Below are 22,284 nucleotides of genomic sequence, written 5' to 3' on the forward strand. Positions count from 1 at the left end.
TCTTTGTTGGCTGCGTTCACTTACCCCAGTCACATAGTTATCTATGCTCCTGGGGATGCGTTCTCTTGCTGCCGCGATGCATCTTGAAATCCATAGGGTATACATGCAAATATGATAAAATATTTACATGTATATTTATCAATTAATCCAATCGTACTCAATTAATTATATTCTTGAGTGACTCAATTAGACCCAATATCATCATGCCCTTCTTCAAATTCCCATTGAATATTATATTTGTCTATAAAATAAAAATACCTGATCTTTCCTATAATCTTACAGGTTTCTTGTTTTAGATCAGTATTTTTTTCATCTTCCTCATTAAAGAACATAAACTCATCACTAGTGATTTCATCTATCTTATATGCTTTATATAATGGTGATGAATTTATCAATCTGACATCAGGAAAATTTTTTACGTGCTCAAATACACTATCTATATTTTGTACTCTAAAACAAATATGTCCAACACCACCAATGTCATTAGCCTCTTTTAACTCAATCCTTTTTATTCCGGTTGGATTGTGATATTCCATCAGTTCAATAAAAACCCCAGTCCCAGGAATTTCCAGGAATGCTATTGATACATCCACCTGATCAGCGTTATCAATGAAACCAGCCGCTTTTGAAAAGCCACTATTTTTAAAATGAGGAAATAATTGCTTTGGTATCGCCCCAAATAAATTACTATATAAATCAATTGCTTCCTGAATATCATCTACGACGATATTAATATGACCTAATCCTTTAAAGTTTATCATTACTTTTTTCTCCGCTAGTTTATATTAATCTTCTGTTTATATAACGTACAATTTGGTTTGAAATGAGAGAATAAAAAATTATTAAAACAGAATTAGTAACCATATTGGTTAAAGTAAGACTATATATTATATCAGAATACATTTCATTAAAAGCCAAATAATCAGTTATGGTTGTATATACCACAACAACTACTACAAATGAGAGTATTGATGATGTTATAAAAGACAATTTCTTATTTCTGTAGAAATAAGAAAATATTATAGAATTTAAAACAAATGCTACGAATGAACCAAATATATTAGCAACAAACAAATTAGAAATTGGATTAAAAGTATTATAATAATCCATACTCCCCTCAAAAACATCAGGATAAGGCATCGAAATTACAATATTTGTGATCAAAATCATAATTAAATTAGTGATTGCCTCTAATGCTATAATGAGTAGGACTGTTTTTCTTGCATTAAAGCTGGAGAAAATATCTACCATGGAGAAACATAACATGTAAGTAACCGTGGAAGGGATTATTACATAATCACCAACACTCACTAACCTGTAAGCAATCAAATGTGAAGTAATTGACAAACAAATAAATAATGAAGCAAAAACAATATTATAAAATTCAGATCTATTTCTGGTTCCCAATCGATTATAAGTCATCTTTCTTTATTTCCATTTTAATATTATCCAAGAACTCTTTCTCTGTACAATTTCCATCATTGAACAATTTTAAGAAAACATCATAATAAGTAAGATATTTTACCATCAATAATTTGTCACTCGTTGCCAAATTATTGTAATAGCTATCTGCAAAACTTCTTAATTCCATTGACGAGTTTATATCATGCTTGTTAATATGATAAGAAACAAAGAAATTTCCTGAAAATAATTTTAAACTGTCAATCTTTACGTGCAAACTTTCTTCTTTCAATAAATCCTTCAAATAATAAAAATAATCAATTACTCTGCGAAAAATCGACATTATAAATCCTCCATTCACAAATAGTATAGACATTTCTTTGATCATATAAATCCTTACTTTCCACAACCTTGCAATAATCTTCTGTTACATATAAATACTCATGAAAAAATACAGATTCAATCTCGAATTCCTTTGAGCAACAAACAGCGATCTTATTCTTCTCAATTTGTTTCGCAAAAGGTCTATTACCCAAGAACCGGGCTGTAAGCAAATATTGAGTATCTTCTCCTAACTCTTGCCCTCTGATGTATAATCCGAGAGAAAAATAGTTATCTATCAGAGGGACCCTATATATCTCAGGGTTACGAAAATTTCCTTTACCACTAATCAACCATTCTGGATTCAAATTTAACCCTTCCGCGATCCTGTTCGAGAGCTTTGACTCATCAAGATTATTTCTAATAATGTAGTTTAATGATTGCTGAGCCAATCGGCAGCGCTTTGCTGCTTCCGCCTGAGAAATATCCAGCTTATATAGTACAAATTTCAATCTATCTGCAAGATTTTTCATATATTAATATTATCTTATTGATTTTTAATATTTTTATAGATTTATTATTGATAAATCCTTTCCCTGTATATGGCTATACTTACAACTAGTATTATGCAATACCTTAATAACTCCAGATTATAACTAACATTATGAAAAATTTATCTATTTTTTAGCAATTTATACGTTAATTTCTCCATGAGAACTACAAATTTGTTATTAAAATACAAAATACTTGTTGAAAATTCATGTGTGAGTAGTTACATTAAACTTATTGAGATTTTATAAAATTTTCTTAAGTATATTTGTAGGTTATTTTTCGTATTATATTTATTTGAAATAGCTATATTTTTTAAATTTGGGGTTATTACAGCTGAAAACTCACCTTAACCATACACAGATAACCAGTCTTACTGGCTATGGAAGTGAATTAATTGTACAAATACTTATATAATTTTGGAGAATTATTGTGGACAAAAAAGATTGGCATCCCGCTGATATTATTGCCGCTTTAAAAAAGCAAGGAACAACCCTCTCAGCCGTATCTCGCAAAGCAGGGTTAGCATCATCCACACTGAGTAATGCATTACACCGCCAATGGCCAAAAGGAGAAGCAATAATCGCCACAAATTTGGGGTTGCTTCCCTCCGAAATATGGCCTTCTCGTTACAAAAATAAAACGAATAGTGTGAACAAATTACTTTAAGAGGGAAGTATAACGAGAAAAATAGAAATGAATCAGCGTGTTTTTCATAATCTACATTAATAGTGAAGGAAGGGCTATTGATTAAAGAAAATAAAATTAATCTATAGCAGATAATTGACAATTAAAGTTTTATATCCCCCAGAAAACTACACGATTAATTTTGGGGGAAACTCAGATTTTATTCTATCACTCCGGCAGTTCAGGCCAATCCATTTCCTGTGAAATATCTATCCGATTAAGCATCACTCTGCATTCCTTCCATGTCAATAAAGCCAATTTCTCTTCTTCCGTGGCAATATCTAAATCGATAGCATCCTGTAATAATGCGATTTTATTTGTTGCCTCGGCCATTAATTGCTGTTTTTTGAGTTTAGCATAAGGCTTTAAAATCATTTTTATTACTCATAAGTTCTCCCTTAAGGAAAAACCAATGCTTTCATTAAACAAAACCCTGAGTTAATAAGGATAAAAATAAAATATCCACCTTATCATCGAATATTATTTTTAGATTTCATTTCAATCACAGACTCTTTCTAATAAAGGACGATGAAAGATTTTTATAACTAAATACGATTAATCATTTTAATATAGTTTATGAAAAAAATATCTTCCATTGAAACCAAAATATATCCAAACTACCTATTTACATTCAACGTTCGCTCCTCCTACCTTCTAGCGATTTTTCTGTTTCAGCGTAAATATGTTGGCATAAGTAATCATTCTCATGCTGCAATGATATAAAATTATTTTTTAATCAAAATTAAAAATTTAAAACTCCAATAACACAAGTAAACTTTACAAACTCATAAAAATACTCTTAAGTATTTATTAACCTGAACTATCCAGAAATAGGTCTATTCTTAAATATGTAGATAGCTCGATTATTAATACTTATAAGCCTACTTTAAGTAAGGGAGAATTGTATGCCATCAAGAAGAGACGTCATGGTTGGAGGGTTAAGTCTTGCTGCTGCCGGTATTCTATCCACGGTATCTTCAACCAACGCTGCAACTGCTAATATAAAACTGCAAGAAGCTTATAAAGCAAGTAATACAGAAAAAGCACTTGATATTATTAGTCTTTATGATTTAGAAGAAGAAGCTCGTAAATTGATCCCTGCTTCTCATTTTGGTTATATTAGCAGTGGTTCAGGTGATGAATGGACTTTACGTGAAAACACGAGAGCCTTTGATAATTACCAAATTATTCCGCGCTATCTCGCAGGAGTAAAAGATCCTGACACAACAACCGAATTACTCGGCAGCAAAGTGGATATACCTATTTTCGTTCCTCCAATGGCAGCACATGGGCTGGCTCATATTACCGCGGAATTGGGAACAGCTAAAGGAGCCGCCGATGCTGGTGCACTGTTTACTGCACAAACGCTGTCTAATTCATCTCTTGATGAGATAGCCAAGATAAGTAATGGCCCCAAATGGTTCCAAATTTATTTTACCAAAGATATGGGCATTAACCGTGAACTGATACACCGGGCTAAAGCTATGGGCGCCACTGCAATAGTATTTACGGTTGATTTAGAATGGAATGGTAACAGGGAGGCCGATAAACGTAATAAATTTGTCTTCCCAAATTCACTTCCGTTTCCTAACATCCCTAATGCTCCTGTTGGTGCAACATTAAAAGAGATTTCTTCCATATTTAAACGGGATCTTGATTTCAAAGATCTAGAGTTTCTTGCCAAAGAATCGGGCCTTCCAATTATCGTAAAAGGTATTCAATCTGCCGAAAACGCTAAAGAATGTGTTGACTACGGAGCCTCGGCTATTCAGGTATCTAACCACGGTGGCCGACAGTTGGATACTGTCCCGGCAGCAATCACTTCATTACCAGGCATTGTTGAAGCTGTTGGGTCTAAAATTCCGGTCTATTTAGATGGAGGTATCCGCCGCGGCGTTCATGTATTTAAAGCTCTCGCATTAGGTGCTAAAGCTGTCGCTATCGGCAGACCAATTTTATATGGACTCGCATTAGGCGGAGCGCTAGGCGTTACATCCGTTTTAAATCTACTTAAGGATGAACTCAAACTTAGTATGAAACTGGCGGGATGTGCAGCCATTAAAGATATCGAGAAAAAATTTATCAGTCTAATTTAGCTCTTAACTAACTGATAAAAAACTCAGCCCCGTTTCATTTGAAATATGTAATTTCAGGAAATGGGGCAAATTACATTACATTTATAAACGATGGATCTTATAATGAAAAAATCTTTTATTTTACTTGCTGCTACCCTCTTTACATCTGGAGTTCAAGCTGCGGAATATGTCATTGATCCTAATCACACCAACGCCCGTTTTCAGATAGATCACTTCGCTACTACCACTAACCACGGTGGTTTTTATAATTTAGAAGGTAAAATAGAATTCTCACCAGCAGAAAAAAGAGGTATCGTCGATATATCCATTCCAATAAAAAATATCAATAGCGGTTCAACATCATTTGATAATCATTTAAAAAGCACTGATTTATTTGATGAAGTAAAATATCCAGTCATTCGTTTTGTTTCAACAAAATGGAATTTCGAAGGAGATAAAGTTAAAAGTGTTGATGGAAATCTCATATTAATGGGTCAAACACACCCTATTACCCTGAATGCAACAAAGTTCAACTGTTACCAAAGCCCAATTCTTAAGGTGGAAGTTTGTGGTGGAGATTTCCAGGCTCAATTAGACCGCACTCAATGGGGAATGAATTACCAGGTTAAAGAAGGCATTAGCAAACAAGTCGATTTGTATATTCAAGTCGAAGCTGCAAAAAAATAATGGGTGATTATCTTCTATATTAATTATTTATTCCCCCTTAAAGTTTCCTTTAAGGGGGAATGTTTCATATATACCCAATGGATTTCAAAATGGATCGCGACGGCAAGGGAGCAAATCCCCGGGAGCATAGATAACTATGTCATAGAGAACTATGTGACCGGGGTGAGTGAGTGCAGCCAACAAAGAGGCAACTTGAAAGATAACGGGTATAAATATTAATGCAGTACACGAGATGCAAGTGACTCATCGATATCTATCTCATAAATTTTCTGTTCTTCTATTCTACTACGTAAAGCGTCTTCAACTAATGTAGAGAAACCGGTCATCATTTGGCGTTCCATAATAATGCCTTTTGGTTCAGGCCATGGAAGATTAGCGATTGGCCAATCGCAATACAATTTATAATAATTAAATTGCTCTAACTTCCCTTTAGCTCTATCAAAATCATTATTCCAGTAAGCATTTCCCAATTGAAAGTTTATATAAAAATCATCAAAGCTACCGAAAATCTCATAAACATAATCAGCGGTTTTCAGCATATTTTTCCATGCCATTTCTTCACTGATATAATCAGCACAAAAGCAGTTACGACTTAAAACGATTGCAAGCCATAAATCGAATCCCCACACCAATGCCGGTGGACGCCCATTAACAGACTGAGAACATTTACGAATATAGTCAGGTGTTACCTCAGCTAATTTAGCAAGAATTTTAAATATTTTTCCATCACTAAGAGCAGTATCAACAACAAAATGTTTTGAATGTATCCCATCCCATAAGGTGGTTATCATTTTCATATAACCTTCTTCATCAATAATTCCCCAGTCGCTATATAATTGGGATTGATGTTCCTGGGCAGCTGATAATGGTAACAGATAATAACAATAATCGTCATGAACAACACGTGACTGTAAAGGATAATGTTCCAAAGTTTCACTCCAAAAACCGAACCAATAGTCACTGACAATATTCAACCGCAATACCTGACGCTTCTCTTCCGGTAAAAGAGATAAACCCGCTTGTTGATAGTAACGCCGTTGCTCCCATTCAGGACGTTTAATAATACGATAAATAATGACAGACAGTAACATTACTACCAATAATGCTACACTTCCTACCTTAGCCAAAAGTAAATAGTCTTCATCTGGAAAAGATACATCACCTATTATTAATAATATAATTGCTACAGATAATATAATCCCCATACATATCGCAATCAAAAATAGAATATTAATGACTGAATATAAAAAACGCATAAAAGGAGATTTTCTTCTCTCACAGATAATATTCTTTATTATCTGATAACCTTTAACAGGGAACTGTCTGTAATGAGGCTGATTTTGTAAAAGGTTTTTCATCACAAATGATTCCTTTTCGGAAATTACCTGTCATACATGATAATTCTTATCTGTGTTATCACAAACTTCAAAGAAACATTATTTTTGTGGCTAAGTACCAATTTAACCAAATTAACTCTATCAGGGGACAATCTCGATGAACTTTTCTGGATAATATTTTCTATCGTAGAAACATGATAACATCACAACATTGTCATCATGCTGGTTGTAAGGGGCGCAATGGAACTCGTTAATCAAAAAAAGTTAATGGAACAGGCGGAAGCTATTTGCCAGGCTCGGGGAGTCCGCTTTACCCCACAGAGGCTTGAAGTTTTACGTCTGATTTCAGAGCAACCTGGAGCAATCAGTGCTTATGATTTGCTGGATTTATTGCGAGCAGCAGAACCACAAGCTAAACCCCCAACCGTCTACCGAGCACTGGAATTTCTGCTAGAACAGGGATTTATTCATAAAATAGAATCTACCAACAGTTATGTGCTGTGCCACCATATTGAACAACCAAGCCACACCTCAGCGATGTTTATTTGTGACCGCTGCGGCTCGGTTTCAGAACGGGATGGCGGTGCCGTTGAATCTGCTATTCAACAATTAGCAAAAACTGCCGGATTCAGTTTACGTCATACAGTAATTGAAGCTCACGGATTGTGTTCACCTTGTGAAGAGATTGAATCTTGCTCTGAACGGGATGAATGCCAACATGACCACAGCATTGAGGTAAAAAAGAAATAAGCAGTCAGTACTTATCCCAATAGGCTACTTTATTTGCCACTGGTTGCAAAAAAATGAACCCGGGCAATACTCAGACAAAAGCTTTAGTTTTTGCATGCACTTTAATACGGTCAGAAAGGTGAACGAAGCGAGTCATCCTCGCATATTATTACTATGTGTACACTCCAATTGTGTACGCTCCATTCTGCTGTGCTGTCTGTATTCACTGTTCATTCACAAGAACAGCCGCAATAATTACACCTACTGAGTTAGACTCTTAATTTTGCTACAAATCAGCTATCAGGATAAAAAGACAACCGCAGAATCACGTTTAAGACAATCGTAATGATACATTCAATAACATGATTCTGCCGGAATATTACAATGTCCTGATCATCACTCAAAAAACAGTGACTTAATATATTACTATCAGATCCAGCCACAGCTACGAATCACTCCGACCGCCAACCCTTCGATTGTTAAGTTTTGATCACGTAGATCAACAACTATTGGTTTAAACTCTGAGTTTTCTGCCAGCAATTCAACTTTATTCCCAGTCTGTCTAAAACGTTTTACCGTTACTTCATCTTCAATACGGGCAACAATAACCTGCCCATTACGAACATCCTGTGTTTTATGCACAGCCAGCAGGTCACCATCCATAATTCCAATATCTTTCATAGACATTCCGCTGACTCTTAACAGGAAATCTGCATTTGGTTTAAACAATGCAGGATCAACCTGATAATGGCTTTCAATATGCTCCTGTGCCAGCAGTGGTTCACCTGCGGCAACACGACCAATCAACGGTAAACCAGATTCTTCAAGCAGCAAACGGATACCCCTGGACGCCCCGGCAACAATCTCTATCACCCCTTTACGAGCCAGCGCTTTTAAATGCTCTTCAGCCGCATTCGGTGAACGAAAGCCAAGATGTGATGCAATTTCAGCGCGCGTTGGCGGCATACCCGTTTGCGAAATGTGGTCACGCACTAAGTCATAAACTTGTTGCTGCCTTGCAGTAAGTGCTTTCACTTCGCCCCCTGTTTGTTTATACAGTCAAACTGTGAGTATATACAGGTAAATAGCAATTGGGAACCTGTCAGGACAGAAAATCAGCCAATTATAATACATTGATCGATGATTAATCGAAATTAACCCATGAAAAACTGCCAAAGAACTGTACTCCAGATAATTAATGCCAGAATAATCGTCAAAAAGACTGCCGCAGAACCCATATCTTTCGCCCGACCGGATAGCTCATGGAACTCACTGCCAATACGATCAACAATCGCCTCAATAGCACTGTTCAGAATTTCCATAATCAAGACCAACATAATTGAACCAATCAGTAAAATACGTTCAATTACGCTGACATCCAGATAAAAGGCAACAATCAGAGCCAATATTGCTACGATTATTTCCTCCCGGAAAGCAGCTTCATTCTGCCATGCAGCCTTAATACCTTTCACCGAATATCTTGTTGCTTTAATAATACGGGTCAGTCCCACGGATTGATTTTTCATAAATTGCTCACATCCTATATGAAGTTGTTTGCCACTTTTCATGTTTATTATTGTCTTAACTCAACAGATCTCAACAACTGTTTCTGGTATGCTTGCGACCTATTGCTAACAAGAGGCTTTAGTTATTTATGTCAGGTTGGCGTAAAATATATTATAAATTATTGAATTTACCACTAAAAATACTGGTAAAGAGCAAACTTATTCCTACAGATCCCATCACTGAATTGCGGCTCGATACTACACGTCCAATCTTGTACGTGTTGCCGTATCACTCCAAAGCAGACTTACTGACATTACGTCAGCAATGCCTGGAGCAGGATCTGCCAGACCCTTTAAATCCACTGGAGGTAGGTGACACTGAACTTCCCGGTTATGTTTTTATTGATAATGGCCCACGCGTATTCCGTTATTACGCACCAAAGCAAGAATCTGTAAAAATTTTCCATGATTATCTGGATTTGCATCGCAATAATCCAAACCTGGATATTCAGATGCTGCCAGTTTCTGTCATGTTTGGCCGTTCACCCGGACGTGAAGGGCAAAGCACCCCATATCTACGGTTACTGAATGGTATCCAGAAATTCTTTGCCATTCTCTGGCTGGGCCGGGATAGTTTTGTACGTTTTTCCAATACAGTATCTCTGCGCTATATGGCGACTGAGCATGGTACTGACAAGACGATTGCCCATAAACTGGCTCGTGTGGCACGGATGCACTATTCTCGTCAGCGTCTGGCGGCAGTAGGTCCGCGCCTACCTGTTCGTCAAGAGCTGTTTAATAAGTTATTGGCGTCGAAAGCAATAGAAAAAGCCGTCTCCGATGAGGTTCGTACCAAGAAAATCTCACATGAGAAAGCTCAACAGAATGCTATCAACATCATGGAAGAGATTGCTGCTAATTTTTCTTATGAAACTCTACGACTGTCAGGACGCGTACTTGGTTGGACCTGGAACCGTCTGTATCAGGGGATCAACGTTCACAATGCTGAGCGGGTCCGTCGTCTGGCACAGGACGGTCACGAGCTGGTTTATGCTCCTTGCCATCGTAGCCATATGGATTATCTGCTACTTTCCTATGTACTCTATCATCAAGGCTTGGTGCCGCCACATATCGCCGCAGGCATCAACCTGAATTTCTGGCCGGCAGGACCGATATTCCGCCGTTTGGGTGCATTCTTTATCCGTCGTACTTTCAAAGGTAACAAACTCTACTCCACGATATTCCGTGAATATCTGGGTGAGTTATTTGCACGCGGTTATTCTGTCGAATACTTTATGGAAGGCGGTCGTTCCCGAACTGGTCGTTTGCTCGATCCCAAAACGGGCACCCTGACCATGACGTTACAAGCATTGTTGAGAGGTGAATCACGTCCAATCACGATCATTCCAATTTATATTGGTTACGAGCATGTGATGGAAGTTGCTACCTACGCGAAAGAACTGCGTGGCGCAACTAAAGAAAAAGAAGGCTTTTTCCAGATGATACGTGGTTTACGTAAACTTCGTAATCTGGGACAAGGCTATGTGAACTTTGGCGAACCTATCCCGCTGATCCAATACCTTAATTACCATGTCCCTGACTGGCGTGACTCTATTGATCCAATAGAATTCCAGCGTCCAGAATGGGTTGCCCCAACAGTCGGCAAACTGGCCGGGGAAATTATGGTGAACATCAACAATGCTGCTGCCGCTAATGCAATCAACCTGTGCGCAACCGCTCTTCTTTCATCACGTCAGCGAGCACTTACTCGTGAGCAATTAATTGAGCAACTGGATTGTTATATACAACTCATGCGGAATGCGCCTTATACTGCGGATGTCACGGTACCCAATAAAACCGCAGAAGAGTTGTTAGAACACGCTCTGCAAATGGATAAGTTCGAGGTAGACAAAGATAGTATGGGCGATATCATCACTCTGCCACGAGACCGTGCAGTTTTGATGACCTACTACCGCAACAATATTCAGCACTTATTGGTACTGCCATCACTGATTGCCAGCATCGTCATTCATCATCGCCGTATCAGCCGCGAGGAGTTGCTAAGCCAAGTAGCAATCATTTATCCACTCCTCAAAGCAGAGTTGTTTATGCGTTACAACAAAGCAGATCTGCAAGAAGTAGTTAATACTCTGATTAATGAACTTACCCGCCAGTGCCTTATCTGCAACAAAGAGCAAGGTATGCTGGTACTGAACCCAGCACGTATCCGCTCATTGCAATTACTGGCGGCAGGTGTTCGTGAAACATTACAACGTTATGCTATTACCCTTTCTTTACTGAATGCCAATCCGGAAATCAGCCGGGGTATGCTAGAAAAAGAGAGTCGGATGCTGGCGCAACGTCTGTCTGTATTGCATGGTATTAACGCCCCTGAATTCTTCGATAAAGCGGTATTTACAACTTCGGTAAATACACTGCGTGAAGAAAGCTATATCAGTGATAGTGGTGATGTGATCACTGCTAATACTCAGGAATTGTATCAGGTATTGAGTGAACTGATGTCACCAGAAGTTCGTCTTACTATTGAGAGTGTCAGTTTGCCAGCAGAGCACAACGATACTGAAGAAATAACTAAAGAAGTGTAATTTTGGGAATACTGGTGATAATGGGGGTTTTCCATTATCACCAGATATATACCCAATAGATTTCAAGATGGATCGCAACGGCAAGGGAACGCATCCCCAGGAGCATAGATAACTCTGTGACTGGGGTAAGTGAACGCAGCCAACCAAGAGGCAACTTGAAAGATAACAGGTATATCAGACGTAACTGAAGAAGATACCAAGGAATAACACCAGACCAACATAGTTATTATTGAGGAATGCCTGGAAACAGAGTGTTCTTTCCCGCTCTGAAATCAATTTCTGCTGATAAATAAATAAAGCACCAGCAAGCAATAGCGACCAATAGTAGATGCCACCAAGGTTCATTATATAGCCCACCAGCGCAAGAATCAGTAACATAGCTAATTGAAGTAAACCAATAATCAGCTTATCAAAGCGACCAAATAGGACAGCGGTAGACTTAACACCAATCTTTAGATCATCGTTACGATCGACCATTGCATACTGTGTATCATAAATAACTGACCACAAGATATTGGTCAGGAATAATAACCAGCATTCTAATGGTAAGGACTCACTAACCGCAGCAAATCCCATAGGAATAGACCAGCCATAAGCGGCCCCCAGTACAAACTGGGGAAGATGACTGAACCGTTTAACAAAGGGGTAAAACCAAGCCAAAGCCAACCCAGCGAATGACAGGTAAATAGTCATTTTATTGAGGGCCAGAACTAATCCGAAAGAAATCAACACCAATACGACAAATAGGATCTTACTCTCTTTTTCACTGATAGCACCACTAGGCAAGGGACGTGTCTTTGTGCGTTCTACATAGCCATCAAATTTTCTGTCAGCAAAATCATTAATTACACATCCTGCTGCACGCATCAGAAACACACCGGCAGTAAAGACTAATAATATGTGCATATTCGGGATACCTTTCCCCGCAATCCACAATGCCCAAAACGTCGGCCATAACAACAATAATGAACCAATAGGTCTATCAATACGCACTAAACGGCAATAAGCCCACCATTTACTTTGTGCCATACTTCCCGCCACGTCTGTTTCTCCCCTTTACTTTAGATTTTACTTTTGTACACAGGTGATTCAGGTAAAAAGACTTCCGTTAGTAATAATGGCTTGCCTGATAACCTCAGCAACGATCGTCTTGCCCAACAATTTCCATGTTTCCCCTTCTGAATATAGTCCCGCGTTAATTTATTACTACTAAAAAGATACCGTCCAAGTGGAACTGTTCCTAAATCAACCAATTTTTCATCAGGACCGGTTAATGTTGCCTCAGGAATTAATGTTCGACCTAATAGCCAGGGGATATTGTCACCATATAACACGATCTCACGCAGCCAATATCTTTGGCTAGTTGGTAAATGTTCACTTTCATCAGAAATTTCTTCCTCTGCGATAAAACATTCTCTAAATGGTACAACATGAACATGGTCACAATATTGTTCAAAACGTCGGGTCATCGAACCCAATTCCATCAACCAATCTAAAATCTCATCAGGAAAATCAGACGAGTTCATCGAAAGCCATTGAATAGGCATTGTTGTTAGTATTGAATCTGCTGACATACGCTCTTCCACTATGAACAAATTTCTTATTATTTGATTGTATACCCAATGGATTTCAAGATGCATCACGACGGCAAGGGAGCAAATCCCCGGGAGCATAGATAACTCTGTGACCGGGGTGAGTGAGTGCAGTCAACCAAGAGGCAACTTGAAAGATGACGGGAATATAATTAACAGCCACAGAGAATATCACAGTGCAAGTATGCAGCATAAAAAGTTATAGCAAATTTTGTAAATAATGTTTGAGGAGAATGAGCGAATTATGATGAACATAATTCGCTTTATTAAAGTGGTTAAATTTCTGATTCGGAATAAATGACTAACGCCATGCTTTAAAACAGTTAATCAACCCATTTGTTGAGCTATCGTGGCTAGCAATCTCTTTATCATCCTCAAGCTCCGGCAAAATACGGTTAGCCAGCTGTTTACCCAGCTCCACCCCCCACTGATCAAATGTGAAGATGTTGAGAATCGCCCCTTGTACAAATATTTTGTGCTCATACATAGCAATCAAAGCTCCCAGACTGAATGGGGTAATTTCACGTAACAAAATGGAATTAGTCGGGCGGTTTCCTTCAAACACCTTAAATGGTGCGACATGTTCAACCTCAGCAGCCGTTTTACCACTAGCAGCAAATTCAACATCCACTTGCTCACGAGTTTTACCGAATGCTAACGCTTCCGTTTGAGCAAAGAAGTTGGATAACAATTTGCGGTGATGGTCACTCAATGGGTTATGGCTGATCGCCGGAGCAATAAAATCGCAAGGGATCAGTTTAGTACCCTGATGAATAAGCTGATAGAAAGCGTGCTGACCATTGGTTCCCGGCTCCCCCCAGATGATGGGACCTGTTTGGTAATCCACCGGATGACCATTGCGGTCAATATATTTACCATTGGATTCCATATTGCCCTGTTGAAAATATGCCGCAAAACGATGCATATACTGATCGTATGGCAGAATCGCTTCAGTTTCTGAGCCAAAGAAATTGTTGTACCAAATTCCAATCAGCGCCAGCAATACCGGGATATTCTGCTCAAATGGGGTATTGGCAAAATGCTGATCCATAGCGTGTGCACCACTAAGCAATTGCTCAAAATTTTCAAACCCAATAGAAAGCGCAATAGACAGACCTATCGCGGACCACAATGAATAACGGCCACCAACCCAATCCCAGAACTCAAACATATTTTTGGTATCAATACCAAATTTCTGCACTTCCTGCTCATTTGTGGAAAGCGCTGCAAAATGCTTAGCAACATACGCTTCATCACTGGCACTTTTCAGAAACCAGTGACGAGCAGAGTGGGCATTAGTCATCGTTTCCTGCGTGGTAAATGTCTTAGAAGCAATCAGGAACAGAGTTGTTTCCGGATTAAGTGCTTCTAGGGTCTCCGCGATATGAGTTCCATCAACATTAGAGACAAAATGCATATTCAAATGATTTTTATAAGGTTTCAGCGCTTCCGTCACCATATAAGGACCGAGATCCGAACCACCGATACCGATATTTACCACATCAGTAATTTCCTTGCCGGTATAACCTTTCCACTCACCATTAATCACGCGTTCACTGAACTCTTTCATTTTTACCAATACAGCGTTGACCTGCGGCATAACATCTTCCCCATCAACAATAACAGGGATGTTGCTGCGGTTACGCAAGGCAATATGTAGTACCGCACGATCTTCAGTACGGTTAATTTTCTCACCGGAGAACATGCTGCGAATAGCCTCGACAACATCAGTCTCTTTAGCCAGTGCCTGTAACTTTTCCAATGTCTCAGTTGTGATGCGGTTTTTTGAAAAATCTACCAAAATCTGGTCATCAAACGCCGCGGAGAACTTAGCAAAACGATTTCTGTCCTGTTCAAACAACTCACGTATGTGAATATCTTTTATCTGCGCAAAATGCTGTTCTAATGCCTTCCAGGCTGGAGTTTGACTAGGATTGATATTTTTCATGGCTATGCTCTCTATCAATGACTGTAAATAAACGGAGGTAAAGATTGTAACCTGTAATTCTGTGATTAAAGTCTCTTTTCCTTTAATCACTGATATTGGTCAAAACAATTAATTTTTTCTAGCTCTATTTGCTAATGTGTATATACCCTATGGATTTCAAGATGGATCGCGACGGCAAGGGAGCGAATCCCCGGGAGCATAGATAACTATGTGACTGGAGTGAGTAAGTGCAACCAACAAAGAGGCAACTTGAATGATAATGGGTATAAAAAATAATTATTTTTCTCTGACATACTCAAACCCTCAATTTCTTTTATAATTCTAATGTCATCATGAAAGATATTGATGTAACCATTCACTACATTGACTCAAATCCGTTAACCCGATATTTCTAAAAGCCTATTCAGTCAACAGAAGGTTATCGCAATGAGTGTTGTTTCATCCCTATGTCCAGAAATCAGCGGATATGTAGTCGCAAAATTTGGTGGTACCAGCGTGGCAAATTTCGATGCCATGAATAGCAGTGCCAACATCATACTGGCAAATAAAGAAGTCCGTTTAGTCGTACTGTCCGCATCTGCTGGTATTACCAACTTGTTAATCGCGTTGGCAGCAGGTTGCGACGAAGATAAACGGACTGACTATCTGAAACAGATCCACACCATTCAACACGCCATTGTTGACCGTTTGCATGACTCTGATGTTATTCGTCAAGAAATCAACCGTCTGCTGGAAAACATTAAAGCGCTTTCCGAAGCAGCCTCTTTGGCAACTTCAGATGCGCTGACCGATGAACTGGTCAGCCACGGCGAATTAATGTCTACATTGTTGTTTACTGAACTACTCCGCCAACGCGGTACAGATGTCGAGTGGTTTGATATCCGTAAAATTATGCGTACCGATGATCATTTTGGCTGCGCAGAACCAGACAATATACAGCTTCAATCGCTAGTAACTGAACATCTCTTACCACGCCTGCAAAACACCCTGATAATTACTCAAGGCTTTATTGGTCGTGAAGAGAAAGGGCGTACCACCACGCTAGGACGTGGTGGTAGTGACTATACTGCGGCCCTGTTGGGAGAGGCCCTTAACCTGAAACGCGTTGATATCTGGACAGATGTCCCGGGGATTTACACGACTGACCCACGAGTCGTTCCCACTGCCCAACGAATTGACAAAATTGCCTTTGATGAAGCGGCGGAGATGGCAACATTTGGTGCAAAAATTCTACATCCGGCCACACTACTGCCCGCTATCCGTTGTGACATTCCGGTATTTGTTGGTTCTAGTAAGGACCCACAAGCTGGCGGTACACTGGTTTGTGATACAACAACAGCGCCACCACAATTCCGTGCTATCGCCCTGCGTCGAAAACAAACACTACTGACACTACATAGCTTGAAGATGTTGCATGCTCAAGGATTTCTAGCTGGAATATTTACCATTTTGTCACGTCATAACATCTCCGTGGATTTGATCACCACATCTGAAGTAAATGTGGCATTAACGCTCGATACAACAGGTTCCACTAGCAAAAATGGTTATCTGCTAACCAATGCGCTTATGACTGAGCTTTCAACGCTATGCCGAGTTGAAGTGGAAGAAGATCTGGCTCTGGTAGCAATTATTGGTAACCAACTTTCTCAGGTCAGCGGATTAGGAAAACAGATTTTTGATGCGCTGGAAGCATTCAATATCCGTATGATCAGCCATGGCGCCAGCAATCATAATCTATGCCTGCTTGTTCCTGGCAAAGATGCCGAGCAAATCGTTCAAACTCTTCATCAGAGTTTGTTTGAATGAATACGATCTTGTAGGTACTTGATATCCTTCCTAGATTAAAATTTGTCTCTTAATCCAATCCTTAGATTAAGAGATAAAGCAGAATGGTAGTCTCACGTGTGTAGGAGAAAAAATGTGGCGCGGTTGATTGTTCTGAACATACCGGAATTCTTAAGTCATTGTCACGACTGATGTAGAAAAAAGGAGAAAAGGCGAATAATCTATCTACTATATAATTTCAAGTTATACTTAAAATTCATCAATATAAATATATAACATTGGCGACTTAATGAATATATACCTGTTATCTTTCAAGTTGCCTCTTTGTTGGCTGCACTCACTCACCCCGGTCACAGAGTTATCTATGCTCCCGGGGATTCGCTCCCTTACCGTCGCGATCCATCTTGAAATCTATTGGGTATAGAGTAAATGTTCTATTAAAATATCCAAAACAACTAATCTCTTTAAATAAAACTAAAAAACAATTTAATTTATTTTTTATGTTTATTCCTTAATATAGCACTAAACTTAGCTCTTTCCATTTTGGCTTTTCTATTCCATAAATCCATGGCCTGAGATATATTATCATAAAAATCACCCCCTAATTCTGCACCCACGAAAACCTCAATTAATACAGGTGAAATTTATATTTTTACTTTTTTATACCAAACAAATTTGTTTGGTATAAAATAATAGAAAAAACACAAAATATTTATTTGAGACAATAATAAAATCGATAAATTATAGCCACCATTTTCTATCTTTAAAACAAGATATAAAAAATAAGATAAAAAAACCCAACCAATACAGAAAATATACCCTAACTGTCCCGTATTCCCTCACTCTACGCACACATTAATTGTAGAGTCGCATTAGTGAGAGTAATTCAGACATTTGAGGAATCCTTTTTTAATCAATACATCCTTCTTTTTTTGAATATCTTTTCAAACTCTTACATAACCAGCTAACGGTTTTATTGTGTATATCATAATCTCCGTCAACATAATATAGTGTGTAAGTGTATTCTACAGAATTTACTTGGTTGCTATTAACATAACCTATTATTGTTACTTCAAAAACATCAGGCGACTCTTCATTTGACCTCAACCATTTTTGTTTAATTTCAAAATCACTTGAAATATCAGTAAATCTTTCACCCAAATCAGAAATAACCACACCCGTAGGATATAATCTACCATTTGGCTCTAAATCCCTGTTTAAATCTTTTTGATCACAGGCTGAAGACAATAAAGAAAACAATAAAACAAAGAAAAAATTACTCTTCATTTTCTCTCCTATTCATTTCATCTTTTAAAGACTTTTTCCGAAAAAATAATATTAACAATAATTACATAAAACACAAATAAATTTATCGTAGGTTGGTACCGCAATATCAGCATTCCTGGTTATGTTACCCTTTGAGCAAATTTCACCAATATACTACTGAGCCGATCTATACAACACCTTACAATTTAGTGATTTGTCTTCAAAATCTTCCGATTGAACATGATTCATTAGAGAGGTTAATATAATTTAAAAGCATAAATCATTAGGACAGGACATCTCCGCTCAATGGATTATAAAAATCAGAGTAGTACCTTACACAGTAGTAGTACCTTACACAGCAATAGTAGCCAGGCTCTCCGGGTGCTGGATTACTGGCACAAAATCGAATTCTTTGAATCCACAGATATAAAGGAACTAGAAGAGGAAGCCGAAGGAGTCATTAAGTTAACGCCAGAAGAGCTACAGGACCCCACTTGCCTGCCATGGATTAACCCTCAGCAAATAAGGCGCGCAGGGAAAAATTTCTCTCCTGCGAAAAAATATCATTACACGCTGTACTTCGGCATCTTCGATCGCAGTGAAATCTTTGAGCGCGCCAAATGTGCGTTTCCAGATATCATCGATGACAAAGAAGAACAAAATCAGGACGAAGGCCGGACATGCTCTATTACATTATATGTCGATCAGGATGGATATGCTGACAAAGACAGTTTTGCATTCTCCACTGTAACCTGGGCTATAGGACAACTGGAAAAAAACGGACTCGACAACATTACGCTAAGCGAATATGAAAAAGATACGGAGAAATTGCGCCAGCGTTTTCTCGACGTCATGGCAGTAGCTGATAACCTGAAACAACAATATGAGCTACCTCCCAAATTGACGACTTATGAGATTATCGAATTTCTTAAATCGATGGCAGAGTGGACAGACTTTAGCCCTGAGATCTCAACTCCGGCCCTGTACATCAAGCTCACTCAGGCGAAAAGAAAAAACCGTACAAAGCATATTGAGCTGGACATCAATTCATTACCTCATCTATCAACCTTACTAAAGAAGATAGCGAAAACAGATATCGATAAATTAAAAACTGAAAGTTCAACTCCTTCAATAAAAGAAACCAAGGAAATAACGATTCTCAACAGTTTTTATATCCGTGATATAGAACGAATCATGGAATGTATAAAACGGGACGGATTCACGTTTAATGCTCCTTTAGAACGTTATCTGTCTGACACAGGAAAAAGAAAACCGGATTTACTGAAACCTGATGGTAAGCCTTTACTCTTGGAAATGTTGCGGTTAAATAAACTCCCCTTAGGTCGTTGGCCCACCGAAACCGCCCATTCCATGAGCTTGATGCAACAATTTGCCATCAACACTATTGAGGAAGAACTGGCGCAAAGTGGCCTCTATTCTGTCAACGGTCCGCCGGGAACAGGAAAAACAACTATGCTTCGTGACCTTATTGCCAGCAATCTGGTGAAACGGGCAGAAGTACTGGCAGCTCTTAATAGTGCTGCGGATGCTTTCAGCCATGAAATTACGGTTACATCGGGTGACAAACAACGCACCGTTAAATGCTTGTCACCGTCGCTCACTGGCTTTGAAATGATTGTTGTTTCTAGCAATAACGCAGCCGTTGAGAATATTTCTCAGGAATTACCCCAGATAAAAAGTCTGGGAAAATCCTGGCAGGATATCAGTTACCTTAAACCTGTCGCGCAAAAACTGGCGGCCTTTCATGAGCTGCCTGACGGGCAGGATAAATATAAGATCACTCCTTTAACTGAAAAAACAGAGTGCTGGGGACTGATTGCTGCTGCGCTGGGTAAACAAAAAAACCGGGAGATATTTGGTACCCGGACGATCTTCCAGACAACGGAAAAGTGCATTGCCCCGCCGCCTGCCGACCAATACCGTACACTGGCCGCTGCCATTAAACAGTTAGCAAATAGCTCTGATGCTACCGCCTCGTTTACTCAGGCGCAGAACGCGTTTCAACAAGCTCAAAAGGATCTTGAGATACTTCTCAATGAACTAAAAAAACTGGAGGGCCTGCCCATATTAGAAGAAAACTGCCGAGTTCAGCAACAGAAAGCAGAACGTGAACGGTTTCGTATCCTTTGCCTGAATACGCGCCTGGCAAAACTTCATCAAAGAAAAATCAATTGGTGGGACCTGCGCATCAGGCATAGGTGCCGTTTACGGGCCATCATTACGGGTTTGACGATACGCCGTAATAAAACGGAAGCACAATATCAAAAAGATCAATATACATGGGAACACTTACAGGCCGAGCTGGAAAGCGAACAACAAACCTGCATGATCCTTAAAGAGAAATATGCCAGTGTACTTTTTACCGGACAAGATACTGATCTGGAAGCTCCTGCCATTCAACGCACTGCTTTTGGTCAATGCCCAGCGTTGAATGAAGCCAGAAACCGCCTTACTGTAAAAGCCCTTGAATTACATCAGGCATGGCTTGCCGCCGCTTACAAAGAGTGCCACCTCTCAGATTCCTTACTCGTTATCATGAATGTGATTAACGGCAGCATAGCAGACAAACAGGCCGCCAAAGCCTTGTGGCAATTGCTGTTTATGATCGTCCCGGTAGTATCCTCAACGTTTGCCTCTGTGGCTCGTCAGTTCAGCGCACTAGATGACGGGGATATTGGCTGGCTGTTCATTGATGAAGCAGGCCAGGCAACTCCTCAGCAAGCTGTTGGAGCGCTATGGCGAGCAAAACGAGCTATAGTCGTAGGTGATCCATTACAGATTGAACCGGTATTTACCATTCCACCCGCTTTTGTTGAAGGTATTGCCAAGCGCGAACTCGGTGAACAATGGAAATTATGGTCTCCGACCATAACGTCAGTACAGAACCTAGCAGACAGAGTAAATCCTTACGGCACAGAGCAGATCGCTAAAAATACATGGTTGGGAAGCCCGTTACGCGTCCACCGCCGCTGTGATGAACCTATGTTCAGTATTGCTAATGAGATCGCCTACAACAACAAAATGCTGCACGGTCTGGATAATCCATGGAGTGATGAGACGTTTTTCTGGGGTCCAAGTTGTTGGTTTGATGTACGGGGCTGCACTGAAGGCAAACATTTTGTTCCCGAGCAAGCCCAACATGTCCTGACCATGCTACAAGCCTATATTGATCATTATCAAAAGCTGCCGGATGCTTACATCATTTCCCCCTTTAAACACGTAAAGAAGGAACTAAACAGCTTTCTAAAAGAAAAGTTATCCCCCATCAATGGACGAAATAAATGGCTAGATGAGCGAATCGGCACCGTCCATACCTTTCAGGGTAAAGAGGAAAAAAATGTCATCTTCGTACTCGGACTGTCTACTGAAAAGCGCGGTGCAACTAAATGGGCATCCTCTAAACCTAACCTACTGAATGTCGCCGTCACCCGTGCGCAGAAAAGAGTCTATATCGTCGGCAGCAAAGAAATCTGGTCTGGCTGCAAATATTTCTCGGTTGCCAATGAATTGCTACAACAAACAACGCAGATTAATTGATTAGTTAATTAAGGAAACAGAAGCTTTGAAGAGCCGGCGTCAAAGCTAATTGTGTACAAAAAGGTGGTGTACTGCATGATGTACACCACCAGAATACCGATTATGACAGCAAACCTGTAATGATTCTCTTCTACACATTTATCAATTCTAGGGACCTTACATACTGAGAATACTGGCCTGACGTGGAATGGCCCATCACTTTTCACCCTCAATAATTTCTCTGGTTAATTTATTACGA

Annotated in this window: 20 protein-coding genes; 7 read left to right on the forward strand and 13 right to left on the reverse strand. The window is 39.3% G+C overall.

Translation table 11 applies throughout. From position 1 onward, the window contains the following. Nucleotides 1-182 precede the first annotated feature (182 nt). The 4 genes from AM629_RS08500 to AM629_RS08515 are packed head-to-tail and all read right to left on the reverse strand — an operon-like array spanning nt 183 to nt 2,255. Nucleotides 183-761: a VOC family protein gene (locus tag AM629_RS08500; protein WP_054478000.1), complete on the reverse strand. Its 579-nt coding sequence runs from the start codon at nt 759-761 to the stop codon at nt 183-185. A 19-nt stretch (nt 762-780) separates the two neighbouring features. Further along, nucleotides 781-1,422 carry a VUT family protein gene (locus AM629_RS08505; RefSeq protein ID WP_054478003.1) on the reverse strand — a complete coding sequence of 214 codons (642 nt, stop codon included), beginning with the start codon at nt 1,420-1,422 and terminating at the stop codon, nt 781-783. Next, a complete protein-coding gene (locus tag AM629_RS08510; RefSeq protein ID WP_054478004.1) occupies nt 1,412-1,744 on the reverse strand; it encodes a hypothetical protein in 333 nt (110 codons plus the stop codon). Before AM629_RS08510 ends, AM629_RS08505 begins: the two co-directional genes overlap by 11 nt. Continuing rightward, the gene (locus AM629_RS08515) at nt 1,719-2,255 is read right to left on the reverse strand and encodes a helix-turn-helix domain-containing protein (protein WP_054478006.1); all 537 of its coding nucleotides are present in this window, start codon (nt 2,253-2,255) and stop codon (nt 1,719-1,721) included. The genes AM629_RS08510 and AM629_RS08515 overlap by 26 nt, the downstream gene beginning before the upstream one ends. A gap of 442 nt (nt 2,256-2,697) precedes the next feature. On the opposite strand from AM629_RS08515, the gene AM629_RS08520 reads away from it, so the two are divergent. Continuing rightward, nucleotides 2,698-2,940, forward strand: coding sequence for a helix-turn-helix domain-containing protein (locus AM629_RS08520; RefSeq protein ID WP_072161848.1), 243 nt, complete (start codon nt 2,698-2,700; stop codon nt 2,938-2,940). 186 nt (nt 2,941-3,126) lie between these two features. On the opposite strand, the gene AM629_RS08525 is transcribed toward AM629_RS08520, so the two are convergent. Then, complete coding sequence (locus AM629_RS08525) at nt 3,127-3,333, reverse strand: tail fiber assembly protein (RefSeq protein ID WP_235525431.1); 207 nt, start codon at nt 3,331-3,333, stop codon at nt 3,127-3,129. Between the two features lie 530 nt (nt 3,334-3,863). Between AM629_RS08525 and AM629_RS08530 the strand changes: the two genes are divergently transcribed. After that, a complete protein-coding gene (locus tag AM629_RS08530) occupies nt 3,864-5,054 on the forward strand; it encodes a lactate oxidase (protein ID WP_054478009.1) in 1,191 nt (396 codons plus the stop codon). 102 nt (nt 5,055-5,156) lie between these two features. Further along, the gene (locus tag AM629_RS08535; RefSeq protein WP_054478011.1) at nt 5,157-5,720 is read left to right on the forward strand and encodes a YceI family protein; all 564 of its coding nucleotides are present in this window, start codon (nt 5,157-5,159) and stop codon (nt 5,718-5,720) included. Between the two features lie 215 nt (nt 5,721-5,935). On the opposite strand, the gene AM629_RS08540 is transcribed toward AM629_RS08535, so the two are convergent. Beyond that, the gene (locus AM629_RS08540) at nt 5,936-7,078 is read right to left on the reverse strand and encodes a DUF1266 domain-containing protein (RefSeq protein ID WP_054478013.1); all 1,143 of its coding nucleotides are present in this window, start codon (nt 7,076-7,078) and stop codon (nt 5,936-5,938) included. Between the two features lie 219 nt (nt 7,079-7,297). On the opposite strand from AM629_RS08540, the gene zur reads away from it, so the two are divergent. Then, nucleotides 7,298-7,807, forward strand: a complete 510-nt coding sequence (gene zur / locus AM629_RS08545; protein WP_054478015.1) for a zinc uptake transcriptional repressor Zur — start codon at nt 7,298-7,300, stop codon at nt 7,805-7,807. 408 nt (nt 7,808-8,215) lie between these two features. On the opposite strand, the gene lexA is transcribed toward zur, so the two are convergent. Both lexA and AM629_RS08555 read right to left on the reverse strand, forming a co-directional pair. Beyond that, the gene (gene lexA / locus AM629_RS08550; RefSeq protein ID WP_054478017.1) at nt 8,216-8,821 is read right to left on the reverse strand and encodes a transcriptional repressor LexA; all 606 of its coding nucleotides are present in this window, start codon (nt 8,819-8,821) and stop codon (nt 8,216-8,218) included. A 119-nt stretch (nt 8,822-8,940) separates the two neighbouring features. Beyond that, the gene (locus tag AM629_RS08555) at nt 8,941-9,312 is read right to left on the reverse strand and encodes a diacylglycerol kinase (protein WP_054478019.1); all 372 of its coding nucleotides are present in this window, start codon (nt 9,310-9,312) and stop codon (nt 8,941-8,943) included. A 128-nt stretch (nt 9,313-9,440) separates the two neighbouring features. On the opposite strand from AM629_RS08555, the gene plsB reads away from it, so the two are divergent. Beyond that, entirely contained in the window at nt 9,441-11,897 is a 2,457-nt protein-coding gene (gene plsB / locus AM629_RS08560; protein WP_054478021.1) for a glycerol-3-phosphate 1-O-acyltransferase PlsB, read from the forward strand. Nucleotides 11,898-12,071: 174 nt separating this feature from the next. Here the strand turns inward: plsB and ubiA are convergent, their stop codons facing one another. From ubiA to pgi, 3 genes are all read right to left on the reverse strand, one after another. Further along, a complete protein-coding gene (gene ubiA / locus AM629_RS08565) occupies nt 12,072-12,926 on the reverse strand; it encodes a 4-hydroxybenzoate octaprenyltransferase (RefSeq protein ID WP_054478101.1) in 855 nt (284 codons plus the stop codon). A 32-nt stretch (nt 12,927-12,958) separates the two neighbouring features. Continuing rightward, nucleotides 12,959-13,471 (reverse strand): chorismate lyase, encoded by a 513-nt coding sequence (ubiC, locus tag AM629_RS08570; protein ID WP_054478023.1) that lies wholly within the window; start codon nt 13,469-13,471, stop codon nt 12,959-12,961. 319 nt (nt 13,472-13,790) lie between these two features. Then, complete coding sequence (gene pgi / locus AM629_RS08575) at nt 13,791-15,437, reverse strand: glucose-6-phosphate isomerase (RefSeq protein WP_054478026.1); 1,647 nt, start codon at nt 15,435-15,437, stop codon at nt 13,791-13,793. A 426-nt stretch (nt 15,438-15,863) separates the two neighbouring features. On the opposite strand from pgi, the gene lysC reads away from it, so the two are divergent. Further along, complete coding sequence (lysC, locus tag AM629_RS08580) at nt 15,864-17,243, forward strand: lysine-sensitive aspartokinase 3 (RefSeq protein WP_054478028.1); 1,380 nt, start codon at nt 15,864-15,866, stop codon at nt 17,241-17,243. A 470-nt stretch (nt 17,244-17,713) separates the two neighbouring features. Here the strand turns inward: lysC and AM629_RS24980 are convergent, their stop codons facing one another. Next, a complete protein-coding gene (locus AM629_RS24980) occupies nt 17,714-17,839 on the reverse strand; it encodes a hypothetical protein (protein ID WP_262499949.1) in 126 nt (41 codons plus the stop codon). A 292-nt stretch (nt 17,840-18,131) separates the two neighbouring features. Next, nucleotides 18,132-18,509, reverse strand: a complete 378-nt coding sequence (locus AM629_RS08585) for a hypothetical protein (protein WP_054478030.1) — start codon at nt 18,507-18,509, stop codon at nt 18,132-18,134. Nucleotides 18,510-18,794: 285 nt separating this feature from the next. Between AM629_RS08585 and AM629_RS08590 the strand changes: the two genes are divergently transcribed. After that, nucleotides 18,795-22,046, forward strand: coding sequence for a DEAD/DEAH box helicase (locus AM629_RS08590; RefSeq protein ID WP_054478032.1), 3,252 nt, complete (start codon nt 18,795-18,797; stop codon nt 22,044-22,046). The last annotated feature ends 238 nt before the right edge of the window (nt 22,047-22,284 follow it).

Origin of the sequence: Photorhabdus heterorhabditis, assembly GCF_001280945.1 — a bacterium.
Lineage (GTDB): Bacteria > Pseudomonadota > Gammaproteobacteria > Enterobacterales > Enterobacteriaceae > Photorhabdus > Photorhabdus heterorhabditis.

Coding starts and splice junctions, on each gene's coding strand:
- AM629_RS08500 (WP_054478000.1), bottom strand. CDS start 761: ATGATAAACTTTAAAGGATTAGGTCATATTAATATCGTCGTAGATGAT.
- AM629_RS08505 (WP_054478003.1), bottom strand. CDS start 1,422: ATGACTTATAATCGATTGGGAACCAGAAATAGATCTGAATTTTATAAT.
- AM629_RS08510 (WP_054478004.1), bottom strand. CDS start 1,744: ATGTCGATTTTTCGCAGAGTAATTGATTATTTTTATTATTTGAAGGAT.
- AM629_RS08515 (WP_054478006.1), bottom strand. CDS start 2,255: ATGAAAAATCTTGCAGATAGATTGAAATTTGTACTATATAAGCTGGAT.
- AM629_RS08525 (WP_235525431.1), bottom strand. CDS start 3,333: ATGATTTTAAAGCCTTATGCTAAACTCAAAAAACAGCAATTAATGGCC.
- AM629_RS08530 (WP_054478009.1), top strand. CDS start 3,864: ATGCCATCAAGAAGAGACGTCATGGTTGGAGGGTTAAGTCTTGCTGCT.
- AM629_RS08535 (WP_054478011.1), top strand. CDS start 5,157: ATGAAAAAATCTTTTATTTTACTTGCTGCTACCCTCTTTACATCTGGA.
- AM629_RS08540 (WP_054478013.1), bottom strand. CDS start 7,078: ATGAAAAACCTTTTACAAAATCAGCCTCATTACAGACAGTTCCCTGTT.
- zur (WP_054478015.1), top strand. CDS start 7,298: ATGGAACTCGTTAATCAAAAAAAGTTAATGGAACAGGCGGAAGCTATT.
- AM629_RS08555 (WP_054478019.1), bottom strand. CDS start 9,312: ATGAAAAATCAATCCGTGGGACTGACCCGTATTATTAAAGCAACAAGA.
- plsB (WP_054478021.1), top strand. CDS start 9,441: ATGTCAGGTTGGCGTAAAATATATTATAAATTATTGAATTTACCACTA.
- ubiA (WP_054478101.1), bottom strand. CDS start 12,926: ATGGCACAAAGTAAATGGTGGGCTTATTGCCGTTTAGTGCGTATTGAT.
- ubiC (WP_054478023.1), bottom strand. CDS start 13,471: ATGTCAGCAGATTCAATACTAACAACAATGCCTATTCAATGGCTTTCG.
- pgi (WP_054478026.1), bottom strand. CDS start 15,437: ATGAAAAATATCAATCCTAGTCAAACTCCAGCCTGGAAGGCATTAGAA.
- lysC (WP_054478028.1), top strand. CDS start 15,864: ATGAGTGTTGTTTCATCCCTATGTCCAGAAATCAGCGGATATGTAGTC.
- AM629_RS08585 (WP_054478030.1), bottom strand. CDS start 18,509: ATGAAGAGTAATTTTTTCTTTGTTTTATTGTTTTCTTTATTGTCTTCA.
- AM629_RS08590 (WP_054478032.1), top strand. CDS start 18,795: ATGGATTATAAAAATCAGAGTAGTACCTTACACAGTAGTAGTACCTTA.